At 63.9% G+C, this 22,665-nt stretch carries 22 protein-coding genes; 5 read left to right on the top strand and 17 right to left on the bottom strand.

The annotated features are described in order from the left end of the window. Positions 1-36 precede the first annotated feature (36 nt). A complete protein-coding gene (locus B384_RS0111070) occupies positions 37-861 on the top strand; it encodes an HAD family hydrolase (protein ID WP_019483182.1) in 825 nt (274 codons plus the stop codon). Positions 862-924: 63 nt separating this feature from the next. On the opposite strand, the gene B384_RS20195 is transcribed toward B384_RS0111070, so the two are convergent. The 4 genes from B384_RS20195 to B384_RS0111055 all read right to left on the bottom strand — a co-directional run bounded on the left by B384_RS20195 (position 925) and on the right by B384_RS0111055 (position 3,303). Beyond that, positions 925-1,023: a 30S ribosomal protein bS22 gene (locus B384_RS20195; protein ID WP_003792170.1), complete on the bottom strand. Its 99-nt coding sequence runs from the start codon at positions 1,021-1,023 to the stop codon at positions 925-927. Between the two features lie 189 nt (positions 1,024-1,212). Next, positions 1,213-1,425, bottom strand: a complete 213-nt coding sequence (locus tag B384_RS0111065; RefSeq protein ID WP_019483181.1) for a helix-turn-helix domain-containing protein — start codon at positions 1,423-1,425, stop codon at positions 1,213-1,215. Between the two features lie 183 nt (positions 1,426-1,608). Beyond that, positions 1,609-2,070 (bottom strand): ArsR/SmtB family transcription factor, encoded by a 462-nt coding sequence (locus tag B384_RS0111060; RefSeq protein ID WP_019483180.1) that lies wholly within the window; start codon positions 2,068-2,070, stop codon positions 1,609-1,611. Positions 2,071-2,103: 33 nt separating this feature from the next. Then, on the bottom strand, positions 2,104-3,303 hold the full coding sequence (locus B384_RS0111055; RefSeq protein WP_019483179.1) for an acetoin utilization protein AcuC: 1,200 nt from the start codon (positions 3,301-3,303) through the stop codon (positions 2,104-2,106). A gap of 129 nt (positions 3,304-3,432) precedes the next feature. Here B384_RS0111055 and B384_RS0111050 point away from each other — a divergent pair, with 129 nt between their 5' ends. Further along, positions 3,433-4,845, top strand: coding sequence for a TrkH family potassium uptake protein (locus tag B384_RS0111050; RefSeq protein ID WP_026041135.1), 1,413 nt, complete (start codon positions 3,433-3,435; stop codon positions 4,843-4,845). Beyond that, positions 4,838-5,506 carry a potassium channel family protein gene (locus B384_RS0111045; protein WP_019483177.1) on the top strand — a complete coding sequence of 223 codons (669 nt, stop codon included), beginning with the start codon at positions 4,838-4,840 and terminating at the stop codon, positions 5,504-5,506. Before B384_RS0111050 ends, B384_RS0111045 begins: the two co-directional genes overlap by 8 nt. 18 nt (positions 5,507-5,524) lie before the next feature. Here B384_RS0111045 and proC read toward each other — a convergent pair whose 3' ends face one another. The 6 genes from proC to trhO form a co-directional block, all read right to left on the bottom strand. Further along, positions 5,525-6,370, bottom strand: coding sequence for a pyrroline-5-carboxylate reductase (gene proC / locus B384_RS0111040; protein ID WP_019483176.1), 846 nt, complete (start codon positions 6,368-6,370; stop codon positions 5,525-5,527). A 327-nt stretch (positions 6,371-6,697) separates the two neighbouring features. After that, complete coding sequence (locus tag B384_RS0111035; RefSeq protein WP_026041134.1) at positions 6,698-7,516, bottom strand: sugar phosphate isomerase/epimerase family protein; 819 nt, start codon at positions 7,514-7,516, stop codon at positions 6,698-6,700. Positions 7,517-7,524: 8 nt separating this feature from the next. Further along, positions 7,525-8,535 carry a Ppx/GppA phosphatase family protein gene (locus tag B384_RS0111030; protein WP_035767063.1) on the bottom strand — a complete coding sequence of 337 codons (1,011 nt, stop codon included), beginning with the start codon at positions 8,533-8,535 and terminating at the stop codon, positions 7,525-7,527. A 92-nt stretch (positions 8,536-8,627) separates the two neighbouring features. Then, complete coding sequence (topA, locus tag B384_RS0111025; protein ID WP_019483173.1) at positions 8,628-11,390, bottom strand: type I DNA topoisomerase; 2,763 nt, start codon at positions 11,388-11,390, stop codon at positions 8,628-8,630. Between the two features lie 232 nt (positions 11,391-11,622). Beyond that, positions 11,623-13,260: a DUF7059 domain-containing protein gene (locus B384_RS0111020; protein ID WP_019483172.1), complete on the bottom strand. Its 1,638-nt coding sequence runs from the start codon at positions 13,258-13,260 to the stop codon at positions 11,623-11,625. Continuing rightward, a complete protein-coding gene (gene trhO / locus B384_RS0111015; RefSeq protein WP_024475524.1) occupies positions 13,257-14,183 on the bottom strand; it encodes an oxygen-dependent tRNA uridine(34) hydroxylase TrhO in 927 nt (308 codons plus the stop codon). The genes B384_RS0111020 and trhO overlap by 4 nt, the downstream gene beginning before the upstream one ends. 98 nt (positions 14,184-14,281) lie before the next feature. Here trhO and B384_RS0111010 point away from each other — a divergent pair, with 98 nt between their 5' ends. Further along, entirely contained in the window at positions 14,282-14,932 is a 651-nt protein-coding gene (locus B384_RS0111010; RefSeq protein WP_026041132.1) for a GNAT family N-acetyltransferase, read from the top strand. Between the two features lie 48 nt (positions 14,933-14,980). Further along, positions 14,981-17,314: a DEAD/DEAH box helicase gene (locus B384_RS0111005; RefSeq protein WP_019483169.1), complete on the top strand. Its 2,334-nt coding sequence runs from the start codon at positions 14,981-14,983 to the stop codon at positions 17,312-17,314. A 128-nt stretch (positions 17,315-17,442) separates the two neighbouring features. On the opposite strand, the gene B384_RS18645 is transcribed toward B384_RS0111005, so the two are convergent. From B384_RS18645 to ssd, 7 genes are all read right to left on the bottom strand, one after another. Then, the gene (locus B384_RS18645; RefSeq protein WP_019483168.1) at positions 17,443-17,910 is read right to left on the bottom strand and encodes an Rv3654c family TadE-like protein; all 468 of its coding nucleotides are present in this window, start codon (positions 17,908-17,910) and stop codon (positions 17,443-17,445) included. Further along, positions 17,907-18,353 carry a TadE family type IV pilus minor pilin gene (locus B384_RS18640; RefSeq protein WP_237715297.1) on the bottom strand — a complete coding sequence of 149 codons (447 nt, stop codon included), beginning with the start codon at positions 18,351-18,353 and terminating at the stop codon, positions 17,907-17,909. Before B384_RS18640 ends, B384_RS18645 begins: the two co-directional genes overlap by 4 nt. A 49-nt stretch (positions 18,354-18,402) precedes the next feature. Beyond that, positions 18,403-18,621 carry a DUF4244 domain-containing protein gene (locus B384_RS20190; RefSeq protein WP_083850916.1) on the bottom strand — a complete coding sequence of 73 codons (219 nt, stop codon included), beginning with the start codon at positions 18,619-18,621 and terminating at the stop codon, positions 18,403-18,405. A 186-nt stretch (positions 18,622-18,807) separates the two neighbouring features. Continuing rightward, positions 18,808-19,455: a type II secretion system F family protein gene (locus tag B384_RS18635; RefSeq protein WP_019483165.1), complete on the bottom strand. Its 648-nt coding sequence runs from the start codon at positions 19,453-19,455 to the stop codon at positions 18,808-18,810. Further along, on the bottom strand, positions 19,430-20,221 hold the full coding sequence (locus tag B384_RS18630; RefSeq protein WP_019483164.1) for a type II secretion system F family protein: 792 nt from the start codon (positions 20,219-20,221) through the stop codon (positions 19,430-19,432). Before B384_RS18630 ends, B384_RS18635 begins: the two co-directional genes overlap by 26 nt. Beyond that, positions 20,218-21,474: a TadA family conjugal transfer-associated ATPase gene (locus B384_RS18625; protein ID WP_443110858.1), complete on the bottom strand. Its 1,257-nt coding sequence runs from the start codon at positions 21,472-21,474 to the stop codon at positions 20,218-20,220. The genes B384_RS18630 and B384_RS18625 overlap by 4 nt, the downstream gene beginning before the upstream one ends. Then, positions 21,471-22,550, bottom strand: a complete 1,080-nt coding sequence (gene ssd / locus B384_RS18620; protein WP_083850915.1) for a septum site-determining protein Ssd — start codon at positions 22,548-22,550, stop codon at positions 21,471-21,473. The genes B384_RS18625 and ssd overlap by 4 nt, the downstream gene beginning before the upstream one ends. Positions 22,551-22,665: the final 115 nt, after the last annotated feature.

The following is a 22,665-nucleotide window of genomic DNA, read 5'->3' as shown; positions in this document are numbered from 1 at the left end:
CCGCACGCCGCGACGCAATTGATTTAGACTCACACTATGTCCGCTGCCAGTACCGGGCCCCTGCGTACCGTTCCAGGGGTAGCCGCCACCCTTCCCGGCCCGGGAGGGGACGCCGCCTTTTTCGACGTCGACAACACGATGATGCGGGGCGCGAGTCTGTTCCATGTGGCCCGGAAAATGTATCAGCGGAAAGCGTTCACCCTGAGGTTCGCCAGCGGCTTGGCCTGGAAACAGCTCCGGTTCGTGATGCGCGGCGAAAATATGACCGACATCAACTCTGTACGCGACGCGGCTCTGGCCTTCGCGATCGGGATCGCGCACGAGGACGTCAAAGCGCTCGGCGAGGAAGTCTACGACGAGATGATCGCGTCCAAGATTTGGCCCGGCGCTCGCGCTTTGGCCGAGCAACACCTGAAATCGGGTCGCCGGGTATGGCTGGTCACCGGCACTCCCGTGGAAGTGGCGAGCGTGATCGCCAACCGTCTCGGACTCACCGGCGCACTCGGCACTGTTGGCGAGGTCGCTGACGGTCTGTATACCGGGAAGCTGGTGGGCGAGTTCCTGCATGGTCCTGCAAAAGCCGTTGCAGTGCGTGCTCTCGCCGAGAAAGAGGGACTGAACCTGCAACGGTGCTGGGGTTACAGCGACTCCTACAACGACATTCCCCTCCTGACTATCGTGGGGCATCCGGTGGCGATCAACCCGGACCGCAAACTCCGGCATCATGCACGGGACAATAACTGGCCGATCTACGATTTCCGCAGCGGCCGCCGGGCCGCGACCCTTGGACTCAAAGCAGCCACCGGGGCGGGCGCCGTGTACGGGCTCTGGCGTGGCTTCACCCGGATGCGCGGAAACTGACCAGCCCCCGTTAACGCCGTTGGGCCCGCCACAGAGGTGGCAGGCCCAACGATGAAACTGTTTTTACTTTTTGTTGCGACGCTGGTGACGAGTCTTGCGAAGCAGCTTGCGGTGCTTCTTCTTGGCCATACGCTTGCGGCGCTTCTTAATTACTGAACCCATAAAGTCCTCACAAACTGATCTTCGGTTTCCGATACACGGCCCGGGTGGGCACGACGATCGGATGCTGACAATAACGCAACTACCTACGCGGATCGGCCTTCTCGCCCTAAGGCGCACAGCCGATAGCGCGTAAAACGCTCCTTAACAGGGTACCGCTAATTAGCCGCGGCCCCGACCGGCCCCGTTGGGCTATCCGGTTTCGGGCTGACCCTCCACCGCCGCACCCCGAACGAACTGTTCAACAGCCGATTCTGGGACCCGGTAGGAACGGCCAAAGCGCACAGCCGGCATCTCGCCTGCGTGAACCAGGCGGTACACAGTCATCTTGGAAACTCTCATCATGTCGGCCACTTCGGCGACGGTCAGAAATTTGACGTCTGAGAAATTGCTCGCGTCTACCATCCCACATTGCTCCTTACACTGAGGTCTGCACCCCCAACGTGTGCAATCTGAGACTAACCACTTGGCAGTCACACGGCGTGCCGTCTTGCAATTCGAAGGTTTACCGCTGCCTCATACTGTAGTGGCTGCTGTGGCTAAAGTGAAAGTGCTGCCGGGCTATCATCCTGGCGCACCACCAACCGGTTAGTCGCGGCGTCGACGTAGCTTCGGCAACTGCGCGAAGAGGTCGGCTGCCCGCTGGCCCGCACGACCGACTGTCCGGCCGAAGGCCTGCTGCCCGGCAGGGTCGATGGCTGGATCGGCCGCTGGATCAACGGCTGCTGCGAGGACTCCCGAGTGGCGAGGCGGAACGACCGCCAGTTCAGGGGCTATCGATGGCTGGGCCGGAAGGTCAAACGATCCGAGCCATAACTCTATTTCGCGCAGCGGAGCCGGGTTCAGGGAGTAGAAGCGGCGCTGCCCCTGCGCACGCATTGAGACCAGGCCCGCTTCACGCAGGACTTTCAGGTGCTTTGATACCGTGGGCTGGCTGACCTCGAGCTCGACCACCAGCTCACCGACCGCTTTGTCTCCGGCGCGTAACGACCCGAGAATCTCGCGGCGGGTACCTTCAGCCACGACTGCGAACACATCCTCGATTACCATTCCATTACCCTAACGACATATACGCAATCGGTGCTAGTCGAACCATGGATCAAGTCCGTGGAGCGGGAAAACCGCCTTACGGGTGGCCATCACGGTGCGGTCAAGGTCATCGTTCGGGTCGTAGCCAACTTCCCAGGACCGCCACCAGGTGTCGGCGCCGTCACCCATTAACAGCGGCGCCTCGGCACCGTAGTGCTCAAGCACATAGGAACGCCACGATTCCGGGACCGCGGTCTTGGGCCCTATCGGCACCCCGGCAGCAACGGCAATCAGAGTGGACCATGCCCGGGGGACGACACTGGTGACGTTGTATCCGCCTCCCCCCGTGGCAATCCACCGTCCCTCACAAATGCGGGACGCGAGGTCACGGATGCTGACTGCCATCTCGCGCTGCGCATCGATACTGATCCTGAGATTGGTCAGCGGGTCGTCCACATGGCTGTCACAACCGTGCTGGCTCAGAATGACCTCCGGCTGGAAAGCTTCGGCGAGTGGCGGGACCACCGAGTGGAAGGCCCGAAGCAGGCCACCATCCCCGGCAAGAGTCGGAAGCGCTACGTTCACCGCATAGCCCTCCGCCCCTACGCCGCCCGTTTCATTGGCGAACCCGGTCCCGGGGAATAGGCTCATCCCCGTTTCGTGAAGGGAGATAGTCATGACACGTGCGTCATCGTAGAAAATGTTCTGCGTGCCGTCCCCATGGTGGGCGTCAACGTCGATATACAGGACCCGCTGCGTGCCAGCGTCGAGCAGGCGTTGGATCGCCGCGGCGGCGTCGTTGTAGATGCAGAATCCACTGGCCATCGACCGGCTCGCGTGGTGCATGCCGCCGCCGAAATTCACCGCATGCACTGTCCGCCCGGACAACACAGCGTCGGCGGCAGCCAGCGACCCACCGACCAAACGCGCGCTCGCATCGTGCATTCCCGGGAACGCCGGGTTGTCTGCCGTTCCCAGACCCAGTGCCTGATCGGCCTGATCCGGATTGGTATCAGCAGTCCGCACAGCGGTGATGTAGTGGGAACTGTGAACGGTTCCCAACTCCCCGTCGGTCGCCACGAATGGTTCAGCGACCGTCACCCCATCCCGGTCGAACAAACCCAGGTCCGACGCGAGGCGCGCCGTAAGGGCCAGCCGCTGTGGGTTCATCGGATGCGTGGGACCGAAGTTGTACGCCAGCATGGATTCGTCCCAGACAACACTGGTGGGGAACGACGCGGATTCGCTACTCATCACTCACAGGCTACGTGATTTAGTGGGCGCTTGGACACGCTGGCCCGATGAAAGTGGTTTACTACTCGGAGGGCATTTGGAGCGATCCATCCGAAGTCGAGACCGCGGAACCGGGGCAAAGCGAGCGCAATGGCAAGATCACAGCCATCCTGGCTGCAGGAAGAGCAGAGCGTATACCTGAGGGTGCTGGCTCGCATCCGGGATTTCATCGATGGAGTGGCCAACAGCTCCCCCGCTCGCGTCGCCCTGATCATCTTTTTTAGCGTCATCCTCATCTTCACCGTGCTCCTCAGCTTGCCGGTCGCTTCCAGCGACGGCGTCGCCGCTCCGCTGCACGATGCCTTGTTCACCGCGGTTTCGGCGGTTTGCGTGGTCGGTCTGACAGTGGTTTCAACCGCCGCCTATTGGTCCTTCTTCGGGCAACTGGTGATCCTGATCGCCATCTTCGTCGGCGGCCTGGGCACCCTCACTCTCGCATCGCTGCTCGCGCTGATGGTGAGCAAGCGGCTCGGTGTGCGTGGGAAGCTGCTAGCCCAGTCCGCGCTGAACAACGCCTCCCGCCTCGGCGAGGTGGGAACATTGCTGCGCATCGTGATCACCACATCGGTGGTCGTGGAGATTGTGCTCGCCCTGATGCTGATCCCCCGATTCATGGTGCTTGGAGAACCGTTCTGGCTCGCCGTATGGCATGGGGTGTTCTATTCGATTTCCGCTTTCAACAACGCAGGGTTCACGCCGCACTCGGATGGCCTGGTCCCCTACGAGACCGATCTTTTCATTCTGATACCCATCATGATCGGCGTGTTTCTGGGCAGCCTCGGCTTCCCCGTCATCCTGGTCCTCATCCAGTACCGTCTCAGGGTCCGTAAATGGAGCCTGCACACCAAGCTGACCGTCAACGTCTCGCTGATCCTGCTGGTAGCCGGGGCAATTGCCTGGGGCGCAATGGAATGGTCCAACAGCCGGACCATCGGCGGATTCAGCAACAGCGACAAGGTGATCCATGCCCTGTTCGCCTCGGTGATGACCAGATCGGGCGGGTTCAACCTGGTGGACCAGGCCGAAATGGGGTCGGCCACCATGTTGCTGACCGATGCACTCATGTTTGCCGGTGGCGGGTCCGCTTCCACCGCTGGCGGCATCAAGGTCACGACGATCGCCGTCATGTTCCTCGCCATCGTGGCCGAGGCACGCGGCAACTCGGATGTGAAGGCCTACGGGCGTAAGATTCCCGAAGGCGTCATGCGGGTGGCCATCTCAGTGATCTTTATGGGCGCGACCCTGGTCCTCGTTGCCACGGGGGTTCTGCTGTGGATGACCGAGGAGGACCTTAACCGGGTGCTGTTCGAAGTGATTTCAGCGTTCGCCACCTGCGGGCTCAGCACCAACCTCAGTGCTGAATTGCCGCCGGAAGGAAAATACGTCCTGTCCGCACTGATGTTTGCCGGCCGCATGGGAACCATCACCCTGGCATCTGCACTGGCCCTCCGGCAGCGCAGCACCTTGTACCACTACCCTGAAGAGAGGCCGATCATTGGCTGAGAGACCAGCACATAACGCACCGGTACTGGTGATCGGCTTGGGCCGCTTCGGTTCAGCGACGGCCGACCAGCTGGTCAAGCAAGGCCGTGAGGTTCTGGCGATCGAACGCGACACCCAGCTTGTCCAGAAGTGGTCGGGGGTGCTCACCCACGTCGTTGAGGCGGACGCCACCAATATCGATGCCCTCCGCCAGCTCGGCGCGCAGGAGTTCAGCGCCGCCGTCGTCGGCGTTGGCACCTCGATCGAATCAAGCGTGCTGATCACCGCCAACCTCGTGGACCTCGGTATCGACCATCTGTGGGTCAAGGCGATCACCCCGGCGCACGGCAAGATCCTCAAACGCATTGGCGCTAACCACGTCATCTACCCCGAGGCCGACGCCGGTGTGCGTGCAGCTCACCTGGTCGGCGGGCGGATGCTCGACTTCATCGAGTTCGACGACGGTTTCGCGATCGTCAAGATGTACCCGCCGAAGGAAACCCAGGGTTTCACGTTGGGCGAATCGGCGGTGCGGTCCAAGTACGGCGTCACCGTTGTCGGCGTGAAGTCGCCAGGAGAGGACTTCACCTACGCCCGGCCAGACACCAAGGTGAGCAGCCGGGACATGTTGATCGTTTCGGGCCACGTTGACCTGCTGGAACGGTTCGCTGCCCGCCCTTAGGCCCGGGGCGTGGGCCTGCTAGGAGTCCAACTCCTCGGTGATGGCCTGGGCACGGTTGCTGGCGGCCCGGGCTCCGGCGGCAATGATGACCGGCAGATCCAACCGGTCGAATGTCGCGATGGCCTGCTCGGTGGTGCCGTTGGGGCTGGTGACGGCTCGCCGCAGGGCGGTGGGGTCCGCATCCTGCTCCGCGAGCATGTACCCGGCGCCGGCCACCGTTTCTGTGGCCAGGATTTTCGCCAGCCCTGGGTCAAGCCCCAGTTCCACACCCGCGGCGGCCATAGCCTCCGCCAGATAAAACACATAGGCCGGGCCCGAGCCGCTGACGGCTGACAACGCATCCACCTGGTCCTCAGGGATATCGACGACGGTACCCGCGGAGCCGAGAATGTCCCGCGCCTGCGTCATGAGTGAGGCGTCCGCGTGGGTACCGGCCGAGATGGAGAGCACTCCCCTGCCCAGCCGGGATGGGGTGTTGGGCATCGAACGGATCACCGGCTGACCCTCGGGAAGCGCAGCTTCGAGCATCGCCAGGGAAATGGCTGCCGCAACGCTGATGACCGTCGTCGTCGGCCGCAGCGCTGGACCGATTTCCCGGGCCAGGGCGATCGTTCCGACCGGCTTGACCCCCATGATGACGACGTCGGCCCCCGCGGCTGCAGTGCGGTTGGCGTCAGGGTCCTCAGCGGTCGCCAACACGGTAATGCCGTGCACGCGGCGCAGTTCGGCCGCACGTTCGGCACTCCTGACGGTCGCCGTCACCCGCTCCGGTGACACGCCACCGGCGAGCAGACCGCCGAGGATCGCCTCGTTCATAGAGCCACAGCCGAGGAAGGAAATCGTTGGTTCAGTCACGTTGGTCATGTTTCCATCCTGCCACGGACAAATTCCCAGCGTTATCCCAGCTAACGGCGCCACTTTTTCGGCGAAATATCAGTACACTCGTTATTACCTCATAAAGGTGCGAGAGATGACGACCGGACTTCCTTGGTCTGGTCTTCAGGTGCCGGTGAGCGACACAGGTTAGCCCCCCACTTTCCTGGACAGCTCACCGGCACCGTCCTTTAAGCTCTCCCGCACCCTGGGCCGGATCCGCCGTCCACACACCCGGCTACCAGCATCCTCCCGGCTAACTCACAACTAGCGGGCCTAATGTTGGTAACACCTCCTAGAGGTGCGAGTGATGAACCGTCAGGTTTCCTTGGCCTGACCCAGGTGCCGTCGAGCGAAAGCAAGTGTTTCCCCCAACCACTTGTCCCGCTCGTCGGCACCTTTCGCTTTTCTCGTGCTTACTTCGACCGCCACAACCCCGGTGAAACCTGAATTGACCAGAAACTCCAGCGATTCCGCGCAGCGTTGAGTCCCCTGGCCGGGCAACAAATGTTCGTCTCTACCGTTGGTGGTGCCGTCGGTCAGATGGACGTGCGACAGCCGGTCGCCGAGTGTCCGCATTTCCTCCAACGAGTCCATCCCGGCTATTGCGGCGTGCGAGAAGTCCCAGGTGATCGCCTCATAGGATTGCGGCACCGGATTCCAGTGCGGCAGATACGCCTTCGCTTCACGCCCACGGACCCGCCACGGGTACATGTTTTCCACGGCAACGGTGACCCCGTACTCAGCAGTGATGCGCTGCACCCCCTCGGCGAAGTTCTCCGCGTAGCCACTCTGCCAGCGGAAGGGCGGGTGCACCACGACGGTCCCAGCACCCACCTCGGCTGCCATCGCCGCTGACATTTCCACCTTCGTCCAGGCCTTGCCCCACACCTGCTGGGTCAGCAGCAGGGTTGGTGCGTGAATGGCGACGATCGGCTGGTCATACTGCCGGCTGAGTGCGCTGAGCTTGTCGGGGTTCTGGCTCACATGGTTGTTGGTGACCATCACCTCAACCCCGTCGTAGCCGAGGCTGCGGGACACCGCGAAAGCCTCATGGACGGCCAGTGGGTAGACTGACGCGCTGGACAGCGCCACGCGCACCCCCTGGTTCCCCTCCGGCGCGGTCTCCTCGCTCACAGCGCCGCTCATCCTGCCCATGGCTCGTCCTGCAGGGCGGAACTCAGTTGGACGTGCCCGACGCCGACGGCGGGCATCGGTACCTGCGCCTCGAACATCAAGGTGTCGAACCGGCGCAGCAGCAGACCCTCACGCAGGGCCCACGGGCAGATCTTGACGCTGTTGACCTTGAACACCTCCAGGGCTGCCTCGGCCACCAGGGCACCCGCGAGGACCTGCGGCGCCCGGGTCTCCGAGACGCCGTCGAGGTTCACCCGGTCCTTTACCGACATGGCCGCCAATCGTTTGGTCCATAGGGACAGGTCTTCCAGCCGGAGTTCGCGCTGGACGAACGGTCCGGCCGCTGAGGGGGCGGCTCCGGCCAGACGGGCAAGTGATCTGAACGTCTTCGATGTGCCTGCCACCAGTTGCGGTTCTCCGAGGGACTTGAATTCGGCCGCGGCGTCCTTCATGGTTGCGCGGATGTAGCGGCGGAGGTTCTTCACGCTTTTGGCCGTCGGGGGGTCATCGTTGAGCCAGTCGCGGGTGAGCCGGCCAGCTCCCAGGGGCACGGAAATAGCCACCTCGGGCAGTTCGTCCTCGCCCATCGCCATTTCGAATGAGCCGCCGCCGATGTCCAGGTTGAGGATGGACCCGGGGCTCCAGCCATACCAGCGGCGAACCGCCTGGAAGGTCATTGCCGCTTCCTGATCGCCGGAGAGTTCCTGGAGTACCACAGCGGTTTCCGCTTTGACCCGCTGCAGCACGGCCTCACCGTTTGCCGACTCGCGGATTGCTGAGGTGCAGAACGCGAGGAAGTCCTCAGCACCATGCCGGCTCGCGAACTTTCGTGCATCCTTGACGAAATTGATCAACTCACGCTGACCGCGATCGCTGATGGCGCCTTCGCTGTCGAGGTGAGCGACAAGCTGGAGCGGCCGCTTGTGGGACGCAAAAGGCACCGGGCGTGCCCCGGCGTGGGCATCCACCAGGAGCAGATGCACAGTATTTGATCCGATATCCAAGACGCCTAGACGCATGATTCCATTATTCTCGTCGATACTTTCGTTGACGACGCGCCCCACGGCGTCCTATTACTGGTGGCGGACCCTGAAGGGCCCGCCATCAGGTCCTACTTCCGTGCAGCGACCTTGCGTTTGGCGGGCGCGCGGCTGGCAGTCTTCTTCGGAGCCGGTCCCTTGGCCCGCTTGTCCGCCAACAGCTCGAGTGCCAGTTCGCGGGTCAGTTCCTCAATGGCCATTGACCGCGGAACGGTGATGTTCGTGACCCCGTCGGTGATGTACGGGCCGAACCGGCCGTCTTTGACCACTACCGGCTTCTCGGACACCGGATCATCGCCGAACTCGGCCAGCGGCGGCGCGGCCGTTCTCCCGCCGCGCTGCTTGGGCTGCGAGTAGATCTCCAGCGCCTGTTCCAGCGTGATGGTGAAAATCTCCTCCTCCGACCCGATGGATCGCGAATCGGTCCCCTTCTTCAGGTACGGACCGAACCGGCCGTTCTGCACGGTAATCTCCTTGCCCTCGGCGTCAACGCCAAGAACCCGCGGAAGATTCATGAGTTTCAGGGCGTCCTCGAGAGTCACCGTGTCCAGCGACATTGAAGCGAACAGGGACCCAGTGCGGGGTTTCTCTTTGGTCGGCTTTTTCGGCGGCTTCGGTTTCCCGTTCTTGTAATACTCGACCGGCTGCTTGGCGAGCTCCTCTTCGGTGACCTCCGGGATGAGCTCAATCACGTAGGGACCATACCGGCCGTCCCGTGCCGCGATGGAGCGCCCCGTGTCCGGATCCTCGCCGAGGATCCGTTCCTCAGTGCCGGAGGTGTTCATCAGCTCGATGGCCTTCTCGACAGTCAGTTCGTCGGGGGCCAGGTCCTCAGGAACGTTGGCGCGCTGCGGTTCGGTTCCCTCTTCAGCATCAGCGGGGAGCGGCTTCTCCAGGTAGGGCCCGAATTTGCCGACGCGCAGTGTGATGCCTTCGGCGATCTCAATGGAGTTGATTTTGCGCGCGTCAATCTCGCCGAGGTCGTTCACGATGGTGTGGAGCCCGGTGACCTTGCGGTCCCCGTAATAGAAGTGGTTCAGCCAGTCGACCCGGCCAGCCTCACCGCGGGCGATGCGGTCCAGGTCCTCTTCCAGCTCCGCAGTGAAGTCGTAGTCGACGTAGTCGTGGAAGTGCTCCTCCAGAAGCCGGACCACCGAAAAAGCGATCCAGCTGGGGACCAGCGCCTGCCCGCGGGTCCGCACATACCCACGATCCATGATGGTGGAGATGGTTGCGGCGTAGGTTGAGGGCCGGCCAATACCCAGCTCCTCCAGGACTTTCACCAGCGAAGCTTCAGTGAAACGAGGCGGCGGTGAGGTTTCATGCCCGACGGCGTTGACCTCCTCCGCCCCCAACTTGTCACCCGCGGCGAGGTTGGGAAGCCTTGCTTCCTGCCCGCCATCGGCCGAGGCATCCTGCTCATTGCGCCCGGCATCCTTACCTTCCTCATAGGCAGCCATGAAGCCGCGGAAGGTGATGACGGTGCCGGAGGCCGAGAATTCAGCGTCACGCGTCTTTCCGTCCGGGCCGGCCGCGAGGGCACCCAACCGGAGGGTCGCCGTCGAACCCTTTGCATCAGCCATCTGGGAAGCGACCGTGCGCTTCCAGATGAGTTCATACAGCCGGAATTCTTCGCCGCGAAGTTGTCCAGCGACCTGCGCTGGGGTGCGGAAGGAGTCACCGGCGGGGCGGATCGCTTCGTGGGCTTCCTGGGCGTTCTTGGACTTGCCCTTGTACACGCGGCGGGCGTCCGGGACGTATTCAGCACCGTACAGTTCGGATGCCTGGCGGCGGGCAGCGTTGACGGCCTGGTCCGAGAGGGCTGGCGAGTCGGTTCGCATGTACGTGATGTAGCCGTTTTCGTACAGGCGCTGGGCAACCTGCATGGTGACCCGGGAGGAGAACCGCAGCTTGCGGGCTGCTTCCTGCTGCAGGGTCGAAGTGGTGAACGGCGCTGCCGGCCGGCGGGTGTAGGGCTTGGTGTCGACCGAGCGGACCGCAAACTCTGCGTCCTGCAGTTCGGCCGCCAACGATTCAGCGGTTTCGGCGTCGAGCCGTGCCACCGTCGATGACTTCAGCTCTCCGAGGTCGGTGAAATCCTTGCCTGTCGCCACACGAGAACCGTCGAGGCTGACGAGTTTGGCCGCGAAGGACTGACGCTCGTCACCGCTCTGCGGTGAGAAGGTGCCGGTAAGGTCCCAGTAGGACGCTGCACGGAAGGCCATCCGTTCGCGCTCGCGTTCGACGACGAGCCGGGTGGCGACCGACTGTACCCGGCCGGCTGAGAGGCCGCGAGCCACTTTGCGCCACAGTACTGGTGAGATTTCGTAGCCGTACAGCCGGTCCAGGATCCGCCGGGTCTCCTGGGCGTCGACCATCGGAATGTCGAGTTCGCGCATTTCCAGGAGCGCCCGCTGAATGGCTTCCTTGGTGATTTCGGGGAAGGTCAGCCGGTAGACCGGGACCTTGGGTTTGAGCACCTCAAGCAGGTGCCAGGCGATTGCCTCACCCTCGCGGTCACCGTCAGTTGCGAGGTAGAGGGCTTCGGCGCCCTTGAGCGCCGCCTTCAGCTCGGCGACTGTCTTCTTCTTGTTGGCCGAGACCACATAGTAGGGCTCGAAGTCATTGTCGAGGTCCACCGCGAACTTGCCGACACCGGTCTTTTTCAGCTCGGCGGGCAGGTCTGAGGGCTGGGGAAGATCCCGGATGTGCCCCATGGACGCCGTGACCTCGAAGCCCTCGCCGAGATAACCCGCAATGGTCTTGCTTTTTGCGGGTGACTCAACAATGACGAGCTTGCGGCCGGGCTTCTTGTCCGTTGCCTTAGTGGGCACTTCTCTCCTATATATAGGTCCGCTGAGCTGATGGCGTTTCAGCGGTCTTCGTAACGGGGCGGCTCAGGCTATGAGCCCCCATACCCTTCACAGTATGCGGCATGCCTTCCTGCAATAGGGTAACGGCTTCGGTGTACCGGTGGTCACAAAAGGGGGATAACTGTGCACAACCTCTCCTCGCCGGGGCTGCCCGGCACCCGGGCTGGCGGCCGGGATCGGTGGCCTTCCGGCGTTAGTTGGCTGCTGCCGGAATCAGGAATCCGTCCAGGACAAGCTCTCTCACGTCGGACAGCAGCGCGGCCCGGAAGGCGTCGTCGTCCTGGCCAAGGAGGGCGCTGAGAGCCATCACGATCTGACTGGCCGAGAGGTCACCGTCGCAGGCGGAAACGAAGCCCGCCAACTCGGTGCTCAGCAGGTTGGTGCGCCGGAAGCCAGCACCTTGCCGGAGCAGGATTACTCCGGGGTGTTCGGCGCCCGGGCGCTGGTGGCGTTCCTCGGTGACGTCGTCGGCCACCAGCAAATGTTGCTCGGGTAGGTCACCGGCGTGCTCGACAGCCCAGTCGTACCTGCCCATGCCGGCGGCGAAGTGCGGGGCAATCGGTTGCTCCAGCGCGTGCGTGATCTCCTCGAACCGACGGAGCGGCACCTCCGGTGCAGAGGCAGCCTGGTGGATGGAGGGCTGGCCGGTGCGCGGCACTCCTTGCGTGCGAAGCAGCACCGCGCCGAAGCCGACTGATTCAACGTTGCGGGACCGGAAGTCGTCGATGTAGGCCGCGTAGCGGTCAACGAACGCGTCCGGATCACGGGTTTCGGCGGCGTCCCGCAGCCAGGTCAGCGCGTAGCCCGACGGCGTCAACTGTTCCCGCTGCAGAACCCAGCAGTCCACACTGGCGGGAAGCCAGGACTCGATCCGATCGTGCCATCTCGCCCCGGAGGTAATTTCCCAGTTGCCCAACAGCTGGGCGGTGCCACCCGGGGTGAGGACGGAAGGTAGTTCCCTGAACAGTGTCGAGACAATATCGTCGCCGGGCAGCCCGCCATCACGGTAGGTGAACTGGCTATCAGCGGTTTCCCCCGGGCGACGGGGCGTGATGACGAACGGAGGGTTGGAAACTACCAGGTCGAACGTTTCGCCGGTTACCGGATCGAGGAGGCTGCCTTGCCGGAGGGTGACCCGGTTTCCGAGGTCATCGGGGTCCAGCCCTAAACCTTCAGAATTCAGGAGCAGGTTGAAACGGGTAAACGCAAGCGCTCGAGCCGAAATATCGGTGGCAGTGACATGCCGAACATGGCCAAGGAGGTGGAAGGTCTGGATGCCGCACCCGGTGCCGAGATCCAGGGCACGGTCCACGACAGGCCGGACCGTCAGTTGGGCAAGGGTGCGAGAAGCCTGGCCGATACCGAGGACGTGATCGCGGCGGAGCACCCCGGGCCGCTGATGTTGGCCCAGGTCGCTGGCCACCCACAGATCGCCCCCGGCGTCGGCTGTGTAGGGGCGGAGGTCGACAACCGCCCGCCAGCCGTCCGCACCATCCCGTTCAGCCAGCCCCAGCTGGCCCAGCCCGACTGGTGTGGTTCGGGTGAAGGCTTCGCTGAGTTGGGCTTCGGGTACCGTTTCGCCGAGCAGCCACAGCAGCACCGCAGCAGTGGGTTCATCCCCGACTGCTATGTCCGCTTGCCGACAGGCGAGGAGGGCGGGGATCAGCTGATCCTTCTCGAGCGACTCCCAGGCTTCGACTCCGATGAGCCCGGCGACGCCGTCGGGCGTGTAATTGAGTGACTGAAGGTCGGCGGTGAGGGCCGCCAGGAGCGCCTTGTCACTGCTGAGCGGTGCATCAGGGACATCGCTGGTGAACTCGGCATGCCTCACGCAGCACCCGCGGCGGTTGCCTCGGCCTCATCGGATTCGCAGCCCTGAGGGCAGCGCAGCGTCGATGGGGAAGCGGCGCAGTCCGCACAGTACAGGGTCAGATTGCGGCAGGCGAGGTTGGAACAGTTCTCGAACTTGTTCGTCGGTGTCTCACAGCGAACACACTTGCCGATGGTTTTTGCATCCTGTGAAAACTCGATGTGCATGCGCTTGTCGAAAACATACAGGGACCCCTCCCAGAGGCCCGAGTCACCGTACTCCTCCCCGTACCGCACGATTCCGCCATCCAACTGGTACACCTCGGTGAAGCCGCGATTGATCATCAGGCTGGACAGAACTTCGCAGCGGATCCCCCCAGTGCAGTAGGTGACCACCGGTTTGTCTTTCAGGTCGTCATACCGACCAGAGTCGAGTTCATTGACGAAGTCCTGGGTGGTCGCGACATTGGGGACGATCGCGTTTTTGAACCGGCCGATCTGCGCCTCCAGCGCGTTGCGACCGTCGAAAAAGACCACTTCCTCACCACTGGCCTTTTTGGCATCCACCAGACGGTGCAGTTCCGCGGGTTTCAGGTGCGTGCCGCCACCCAGAACGCCGTCCTCGTTGACTTTGAGCTCCGCGGGGGCGCCGAAAGACACGATTTCGTCTCGTACCTTGACGCTGAGCCGGGGAAAGTCAGCTGCCCCGCCCTCGGACCACTTGATGTCCATCTTTTTGAAGGCCGGATACTCGCGGGTTGCCTTCACATACTGCTTCATGGCGTTCAATTCGCCGCCGACGGTTCCGTTGATCCCGTCTTTCGACAGCAGGATTCGGCCCCGGAGCCCGAGCTTCTCGCAGAGTGCCCGCTGCCAGAGGCGGACGGCCTCCGGATCGGGTAGCGGGGTGAAAGCGTAATACAGCACAATGCGGTTCATGGACACGCAGTCAAGCATAACGGTCCGCCCTCGGTGAGGTCTCGAATCGACTACGGCTTCGGTGTCCTATGTTCAATACCAGCCACAAAGCCTAAGGTCATTTCATGAGTGCACATCTCTCCGAAAAATTGCTGAAGACGTGGATCTCCGGTTGGTCCTCCTGCCGGGGTTATCAGCCGCACGACGATGGCCGCACGGTGTCCGTATCCCTCACGGATCACGGCAATCAGCAGGAGCACTTCTTGTATGAACCCACCGACGAATTGGCACTCTCGCTCGCAACTGAAACCAGAGCCGACCCGAATCGTCTCCTCACCGTGGTGACCACCCGGATGGACGAACTACTCGGCCTACTCAGCCCGTTGGGCCTGAGGGTGATTGACAACCATCAGGCACTGATGACCGTGAACATGGACGGTCAGGACGTCGAGGACCCTCGCCCGCCAGATGAGGTGTTCTCCATTACCCACCTGCGTGAGCCAACCTGTCGCCGGGTCATCGTGACCGCCGACGGTGAGGAGGCGGCCCGCGGATCAGTCGCAGTGGAACAGGGCTTCGCCGTCTATGACCGCATCCTGACGAGTGAACAGTTCCGTCGTCGCGGGCTCGGCAGCTACGTGATGCGTGCGCTTACCTCGGCGGTGCTGGAAGACGATGTGGAACACGGGCTGCTCATGGCGTCGGCTGACGGCCAGCAGTTGTATCAGTACCTGGGCTGGCAGCATCTCGCCGACGTCTTCGTGGTTCGCGCCTAACCTACCTTTTCTGGTTTTCCGCACCCGCCGGAGTGACACAATGGCAAGGTGGCCCTTCATGACTCCCTGATTCCCCTACTTGGTGGGGGCACCGAACCGGAGCAGCTGGTTCACGTTCGGGAGATTCCCGCCCGGCAGGCCGTCACCGAGCCGTGGCCGGACTGGGCCCACCCCGATATTGTCGCTGCCTATGCGTCGTTGGGCGTGACTACGCCCTGGCGGCATCAGGTGATAGCAGCAAACGCTGCGCATAGCGGTCGGCACACCATTGTGGCCACCGGCACGGCATCCGGGAAATCGCTTGCCTACCAGCTGCCGGTGCTCGACGAGATTCACCGGACCGCGTTAGGGGACCGGACCTCGCTGGAGCCCACCGGTTCAGTGGCTCTCTATCTCGCACCAACCAAGGCACTCGCCGCAGATCAGTTGGCGGCAGTGAAGGCCCTGAACATTCCGACGGTCCGGGCGGAAACGTACGACGGCGACACCGATCCGACAGCCCGACGGTGGATCCGCGACCACGCAAACCTGGTGCTGGCGAACCCCGACATGCTGCACTACGGGATCCTGCCCAACCATTCCGGGTGGGCCAGGTTTTTTCGTCGGCTGAAGTATGTGATCGTCGATGAAGCCCACAGCTACCGTGGGGTTTTCGGCTCCCACGTGGCGAATCTGCTGCGTCGTCTGCGGCGCGTCTGTGAGTATTACGGCGTCTCCCCCGTTTTCATTGGCGCTTCCGCCACATCGGCCGATCCTGGTGCCTCCTTCGGGAAACTGATTGGCAGTGAGGCGACGCCGGTAGTGGAGGACAGCTCCCCGCACGGGTCAACGACCGTAGCGTTTTGGGAACCAGAACTCACTGATCTGCGGGGAGAGAACGGTGCCCCCAAACGCCGGACCGTCATCGCTGAGACGTCTGACCTGTTGACCAATTTGGTCTCCGCACAGGTCCGGACGATCGCATTCATCAAGTCGCGGCGGGGAGCGGAGAGCATCGCCGCGATGTCAAAGCGGCTGCTCCATGAGGTTCATCCCAGCCTGCCCGGCAGGGTTGCTGCGTACCGGTCGGGTTACCTTCCCGAGGAGCGCAGGGAACTGGAGTCAGCGCTGCGCAGCGGGCAGCTGCTCGGTATTGCCAGCACGCCCGCGCTTGAACTTGGTATCGATATCTCCGGGCTGGACGCCGTTCTGGTAGCAGGGTGGCCCGGCACCCGGGCCTCGCTCCTGCAGCAGATCGGCAGGGCCGGACGGTCGGGGCAGGACGCGCTCGCAGCCTTCATCGCGAGCGATGACCCACTCGACACGTATCTGGTGCATCATCCGGAGGCAGTGTTCGACGTCGGGGTGGAAGCTACCGTTTTTGACCCCACCAATCCCTATGTGCTCGGCCCACACCTTTGCGCAGCCGCCGCCGAGTTGCCGCTGACATCGGCTGATCTCGCGCTCTTCGGTTCCGGGGTTGAGGACCTGCTCGCGAAATTGGTCAGCCAGGGGTTCCTCCGTCAGCGGCCCGCCGGATGGTTTTGGACGCACCCGCAAAGCGCTGCCGGGATGGTCAGCCTGCGCGCCGACGGTGGCGGCCCGATCAGCATTGTCGAGACCGGGACCGGAACCATGCTCGGCACCATGGATTCGCCGCAGAGCCACTATCAGGCGCATGCCGGTGCGATCTATGTGCATCAAGGGCAGACCTACGTGGTCGACGAGCTGAATGAACAGGATCATTGCGCCATGGTGACCCGGTCCAACCCGGATTACTACACCCAGGCCAGGGATATCACCGAGATTGAAGTGATCAGCACCAGCCGGACACAGGACTGGGGCGGGTTACAGATCCGGTTCGGCGAGGTAATGGTGACCACGCAGGTGGTGTCGTTTCAACGGAAGGCCTTTGTCTCCAACGAAATCCTTGGTGAAGAGCCGCTCGAACTCGGGGCCCGAGATCTTCACACGAAGGGTGTCTGGTTCGAGTTCGACCAGAAGCTACTGGAAGGCAGCGGCCTGACCGCGGCCGATCTGCCGGGCGCCCTCCACGCCGCGGAACATGCCGCCATCGGTCTGCTACCCCTCGTGGCGTCCAGCGACAGATGGGATATTGGTGGAGTTTCAACCGCACTGCACGCCGACACGATGCTCCCTACCATCTTCGTTTATGACGGCCATCCCGGCGGGGCGGGGTTTGCCGAGCGGGGCTACGAAGCCGTCCGGATCTGGGTCAAGGCGACCCTCGACGCCATTGATGCGTGCGAGTGCGACACGGGCTGCCCCTCGTGCGTGCAGTCGCCCAAGTGCGGCAACCGCAACAACCCGCTGAGTAAGTCCGGCGCCGCAACACTATTGGCATTGATCCTGGCGCAGGACCCCAACCCGTCGCACCGTTAGGACCGCTGGCCAGGTGCGGCGACCGGCGCTTCCCTGTCCCTGTCCCTGTCCCTGTCCAGGTTCCTGTTCCTGTTCCTGTTCCGGATTCGGATTCGGATTCGGATTCGGATTCGGATTCGGATTCGGATCTAGGGCGGCGGTCCGGCGCGTGCCCGACCCATTGCATCCGGCAGCAGCGGGTACCCGGCAATCACCACCTTCACCGTAAACGAAGTGCGCACCTCCACGATGGTGCCCCCGGGGCCCTCCCGGGCACAGGCCTGCACGGAGGCGCCATGGGCCGCAGCGGTTTCCATCGCGACAGTGCAGGGATCTCCCGCGGTCAATCCACGCGACGCGTCGGCGGCGGCCAGGGCCGCGAGATCAGCGGCGGTAGCTGCCCGTGCCGCTGCCGTACCGACCTGGGCTAACAAGATTACTGCCGTTATCAGGGTGAGAACCACCAGCGCGAACCCACAGATCAGTGCGGTCCCGGCCCCTGTTTCAGCGCCGGTTTGAGCGCCAGTTTCAGCGTGGGGACTCCTGGCGACGGTTTCAGCGTGCGCCCCGGCGCCGGTTTCAGCGTGGGGGCTCCTGGCGACGCACAGACTCCTCATGTTCTACCTGCCGTCGCTACGGGACCTACCGGACCTATCCGCGGCGCGTCTGGTCCGATCGGGGCCTCGGGTTGTAGGTGATAACGCCCGGCTGTCCCGGTCTGAGTGGGTGCGGACTCCTCGCTCTGCAGCTCGGAGCGCGCCGTTGCTGACGCTGACAGCTCCCACCCCAACTGGTCCAGCAACGGGACGGCCAGACGTGAGCTGACTGTCACCGTTGACCAGCCACCGTCGCTCACTAGATCAAGTTGCACATTCCCACCTGCAAGGCGCCGCACCGTCGTTTGCACCTGACCCGTTGACTCGCCGCGCACGACCTCCCGGGCACCTGCGCGGGCTGCCTCCTCCAACCGCAGCTGCGTCAGTCCCGCGGTTGCGGCACCCAGGAGGAGCGCGAGGAGCAAGACCAGCGACGGCAGCGCAATCGCGACTTCTGCCGTCACCGCACCGCGCTGCCGTATCACCACCGGCCTGATCCCTGGCATCAGCCAGTTACCCGAAACTCAGGGCCGAGCTGATGAGGGACATCAGCATGCCCCTGACCTCCCCACTCGACAGGACCGCCACGAGGAGGGCAGCAAATCCCACCGCGGCGAGCGTGGCAATCGCGTACTCGGCGGTGGCCATCCCGGCCTCCGAATTGGCTAGGCGGTGCCACCGGTCGGCAACCCGACGTCTCCATTGCGAACCTGACCCTCTTACTGACGACATATCTCTCTCCTTAGTATTCGTATGCTGCAGCACCGGCGAACTGCGCCGTCCTCTCCGACTGGGTATCTGGGAGGTTGCTGGTGGGCGCCAGGACGCCCTCTTCACACTCTGCCCGGCAGTGCCCGGCCGTTGGGCACCGCAACCGGGTTATGTGGACAAGTCTCAGTAGTTCGGTATTCACTGGCGTCACCACACCGGAACCAGGGCGAAGACCACCGGAAGCACCCCGAAGCAGATGAACGCCGGGAGATAACAAAGACCCAGAGGCACCACGAGCCGGACGCCGAGCGTGGCCGCTCGTTGCTCTGCTTCGCTATTTCTGCGGCGCCGGAGCTGCGATGCATGGGTGTGGACAATTCCGGCTGACGAGGCACCGGTGAGTGCAGCGAACCGCAAAGCGCTGCTGAGCACCACGAGGATTTCCCCCGTCCGGACATCTGAGCGGGCGACGGCTGAGTTCCACGCCACGTCCCAATCAGCGCCTAGTGACAGGGCACTCGCCACGGCTCGCAGGCCACGTGCCAACGACGGTGGACAGGAGCCAGCGAGTGATGTGAGAGCAACTCCGATTGGCGCCCCGGCGGTCAGAATTGCGGCGAGAAGATCAATCATCAATGCGGTGTCGAGGACGTCTGCGTCCTGATTCTTCGCGTGCGGCGCACCGCCGCGGCGCCACCGCCACGGCGGTGCCCCTGTCCGGTGCCCGGGAACCTCCCTGCCACCCCACCTCACACCAACCAGCCCGTGGGACGCTGTCAGCAGGAGGAAAGCCGCGCCCGTCAGGCTAAAGACCAGCAGCCCGGTCACCTCAGCCGTCCCGGGCCGCAGCGGCAACAAGCCGATTGGACCAGACTCGTCCGCCCACCATCAGAAGGCTCCCTGTACACAGCAACACCAGCCCGGGAAGCGACCCGAACAGGATAGCGAGGGGTTGAGCGCCGGTCAGGTAGCCCAGCCCAAGTCCAAAGATCGGGAGCCAGCCGAGGAGACGCGCGGTGGCGGCTGGCCCGGCCAGCGCCGTTGCCCGTGACGCAGCGGCGCTGAGTGATTGCTCCAACTGGGCGGCATACCGGCCCAGGACTTCGACCAGTGGCGCGCCGCTTCGCTCGGATACTTCCAGGCATACCGCCAGGTCCCGCCACATGCCTGAACAGTCCGCTGGTGGGGTCCTGACTCGGCCAATGCGCCAGCGTTCGCGCCCGTGCGGATCAGCTGCTGCGCGCCGGAGGACCTCCGGGATCCCAGCCCCGATTGCTGCTGCCTGCTGGGCGGCGCGAACAACTGGCAGCGCAACCTGTTCGAACCCAGGACCGGAACCCGGGATCCGTTCCCTGCCGGCCGCCGAATACACCACGGTCATGTCCTGCCATAGCTGGTGCGGCGCCCTTCCCGCCTGCAGCAGCGCTGTCAGCTGGTACACGAACAGGGGCAGCTCCGACGGGGCTACTTGGGCGGGTCGGGTCAGGTTGCGCGTCGCTGCGATCCGGTACCCGACCCCGGTTGGCTCCCCAGCGTTGTTCTGGCCCTCCCTCCGGACCTCCGTTACGGCGAGGATGAGAAAGGCCACAAGCATCAACCCGCCGACGGCGAATCCCGTCATGACTGTGGTCCAATCCTGAGCAGATCCTGCAACCGCGCCCAGCCCGGCGCCGCCTCACATCCACCGCCGCACCGGACTAGGGCGGGGCGAACTCTTAGCGCGCCGGCGTCGTCAAGTTCCACCAGGCCGATCACCGCAACCTGCCGTCCCCCCGGGCTGCGCACCAGGTGCACCACGACGTCCAGCGCACTGGCGGCTTGCAGGGTGATTGCTTCACGGTTCAGGCCGGCCAGGGATCCCAGGGCCATCAACCGTGCGGGGACGGTTTCAGCTGAGTTGGAGTGGATCGTGCCGCCGGCACCTGAGTGACCAGTGTTCATCGCCGCGAGGAGTTCCCGGACTTCCGCGCCACGGCACTCCCCGACGATCAGTCGGTCGGGACGCATCCGCATCGCTTGTCGGACCAGTTCCGCCAGGTCGATTGCACCGGAGCTCTCCGCATTGTTGTGGCGGCATTGCAAAGATACTGCGTGGGGATGACGCGGGTTCAACTCGGCCGCATCCTCAACCGTCACCAGGCGCTCAGAGGAAGCGCTCAGGGCCAGCAGCGTCGACAGGAGCGTGGTCTTGCCGGTGCCAGTTGCACCGCTGACCAGGAAGTTCAGCCGCCGCACCACTACCGCGTGCAACACCTCGGCCATCAGCGGATCAAGGGTTCCCGACTGGATCAGCTCGTCCATGGTGAACTCACGATGGCGTTGAACGCGGATAGACAGCAGGGTGCCCCGGTTGGACACCGGTGGCAGGACAGCATGGACGCGAAATGCAGCCAGGCGGACGTCGACGCACGGGTTGCCGTCGTCGAGACGTCTACCAGCGGCTGAAATGAGCCGGGTTGCCAAGGCACGCACCTCAGCATCGGTACGGAAACGGAGGGAGGTTCGCCGCAGTCCGGCGCCCCCGTCCACCCACACCTCATCGGGCCCGTTGACCAGGATGTCTGTCACGGAGAGGTCCTCGAGAAGGTGTTGCAGCGGCCCCAACCCCTGCAGCTCTGCCTGCACCTGGTCAACGGTCCGGAGCATTCCGGTGGCCCCCAGCAGCTTGCCCGTCGATTGGACGGCGGCAGCCAGACGAGCCCCGGTGAGCGGTAGCTGGTCGGCAAGGACCGCCTGGCGCACTTCGCTCACCATCGCCGCGGCTGCACCACGGTTCCCATCATCACGGCCCGCGCTGTCAGGCCCCGCGCTGTCTCGGCGCGTATTGTCACGGTGCGTATTGTCACGGTGTCGGCTGCGTGTCAGATCGCTCACGGCCTGGCTCCCCTCGCATGGAAAGGCACCGTGGCCAATGCCTGCGCGGTGAGGGCCTGCACCCGGCGGTGCTTGCCAATGGTTAGGAGTCGTCCCTGCCGTTCAGCCGTGGGTACGCCGCGCAGCTGCGGAAGATACCCAATCAGGGGCCCACCCGCCAGCTCGGCCACCCGGTGCGGATCCAGGCCCTGAGCGAATGGGCCGCGGGCCACGAGACCGACGGGGAGAAACTGGGTTTGTTGCACGATCGAATGAGCCACAGCGAGGGGGCGACGGCGCCCCGGGACGAGCAGCACCAGTTCGTCGCAGAAGGGAAGCAGCGGTCCGCCCCAGGGCCACCCGGACGGAAGGTCAGCGATCGTCAGGTCAAAACCGCTTCGGACCGCGTCCAGCACTGACTTAACAGCTGAAGAGCCGAGTATCCCTGCCTCAATCGCCGGCGAACCTCCCATGGCCAGGACTGATACACCCCTGACCACTGGGAGCGCATCCACTAGTTGATCTGGGTTGAGCGTGCCGTTGACCTCACCGAGATCTTCCCACCGGATACCGGAGAGCGAATCAGATACGGCGAGATCCAGTCCCCCGCCCGCACAATCACCGTCGAGGAGCAGACACGACCGACCGGACCGGGCGGCGGCGAGTGCGAGCCAGCAGCTCAGCGAACTGGCTCCGACCCCGCCCGTGCAGCCCATCACGCCGAGGACGTGACCGCGCGGGCCGCTTGCCCGAAGGCCAGCGAAGCGTTCCACCAGCCAGCCGGCAGCAGCGGGTAGCAGGGCAACCTGGGAGGCGTTGAGGCGGGCTGCTGTCTGCCACACTGCACCGTCTTCCCCAGATAGGCCCACCAGGATCAGCTCACCGTCAGTTGCTGATCCTGTTTCGGCGCTGTCGCTGCCCACGAGCAGCACGGCGGGGTGCAGTTGGCGGGCTTCGGGGAGCGTGGTCGTCACAGCCAGCTCCAGCCCTGCCGCGGCCGCGACCCTCGCGGTTTCATCCCGGATGCGTTGCGAGCTGGTCACCAACGCTACGCCTGCCCGCCCGGAAGCCGGGAGCCAGGGACGTCCTTCTGTCATGGGTCAATCGTGGGCCCCGGGGCTGATGCCCGGGCAGTCTAGCGGGCGTATGTGGACAGGCGTCCGACAATTGCTCCTGTGGAGGACGGGTGCCTCCACAGGAGCGGTTTGCGGG

It is taken from the genome of Arthrobacter sp. TB 23 (genome assembly GCF_000294595.1).
In the GTDB taxonomy this organism is placed as follows: domain Bacteria; phylum Actinomycetota; class Actinomycetes; order Actinomycetales; family Micrococcaceae; genus Arthrobacter_D.
This window is presented reverse-complemented; position numbering and strand designations above follow the sequence as displayed.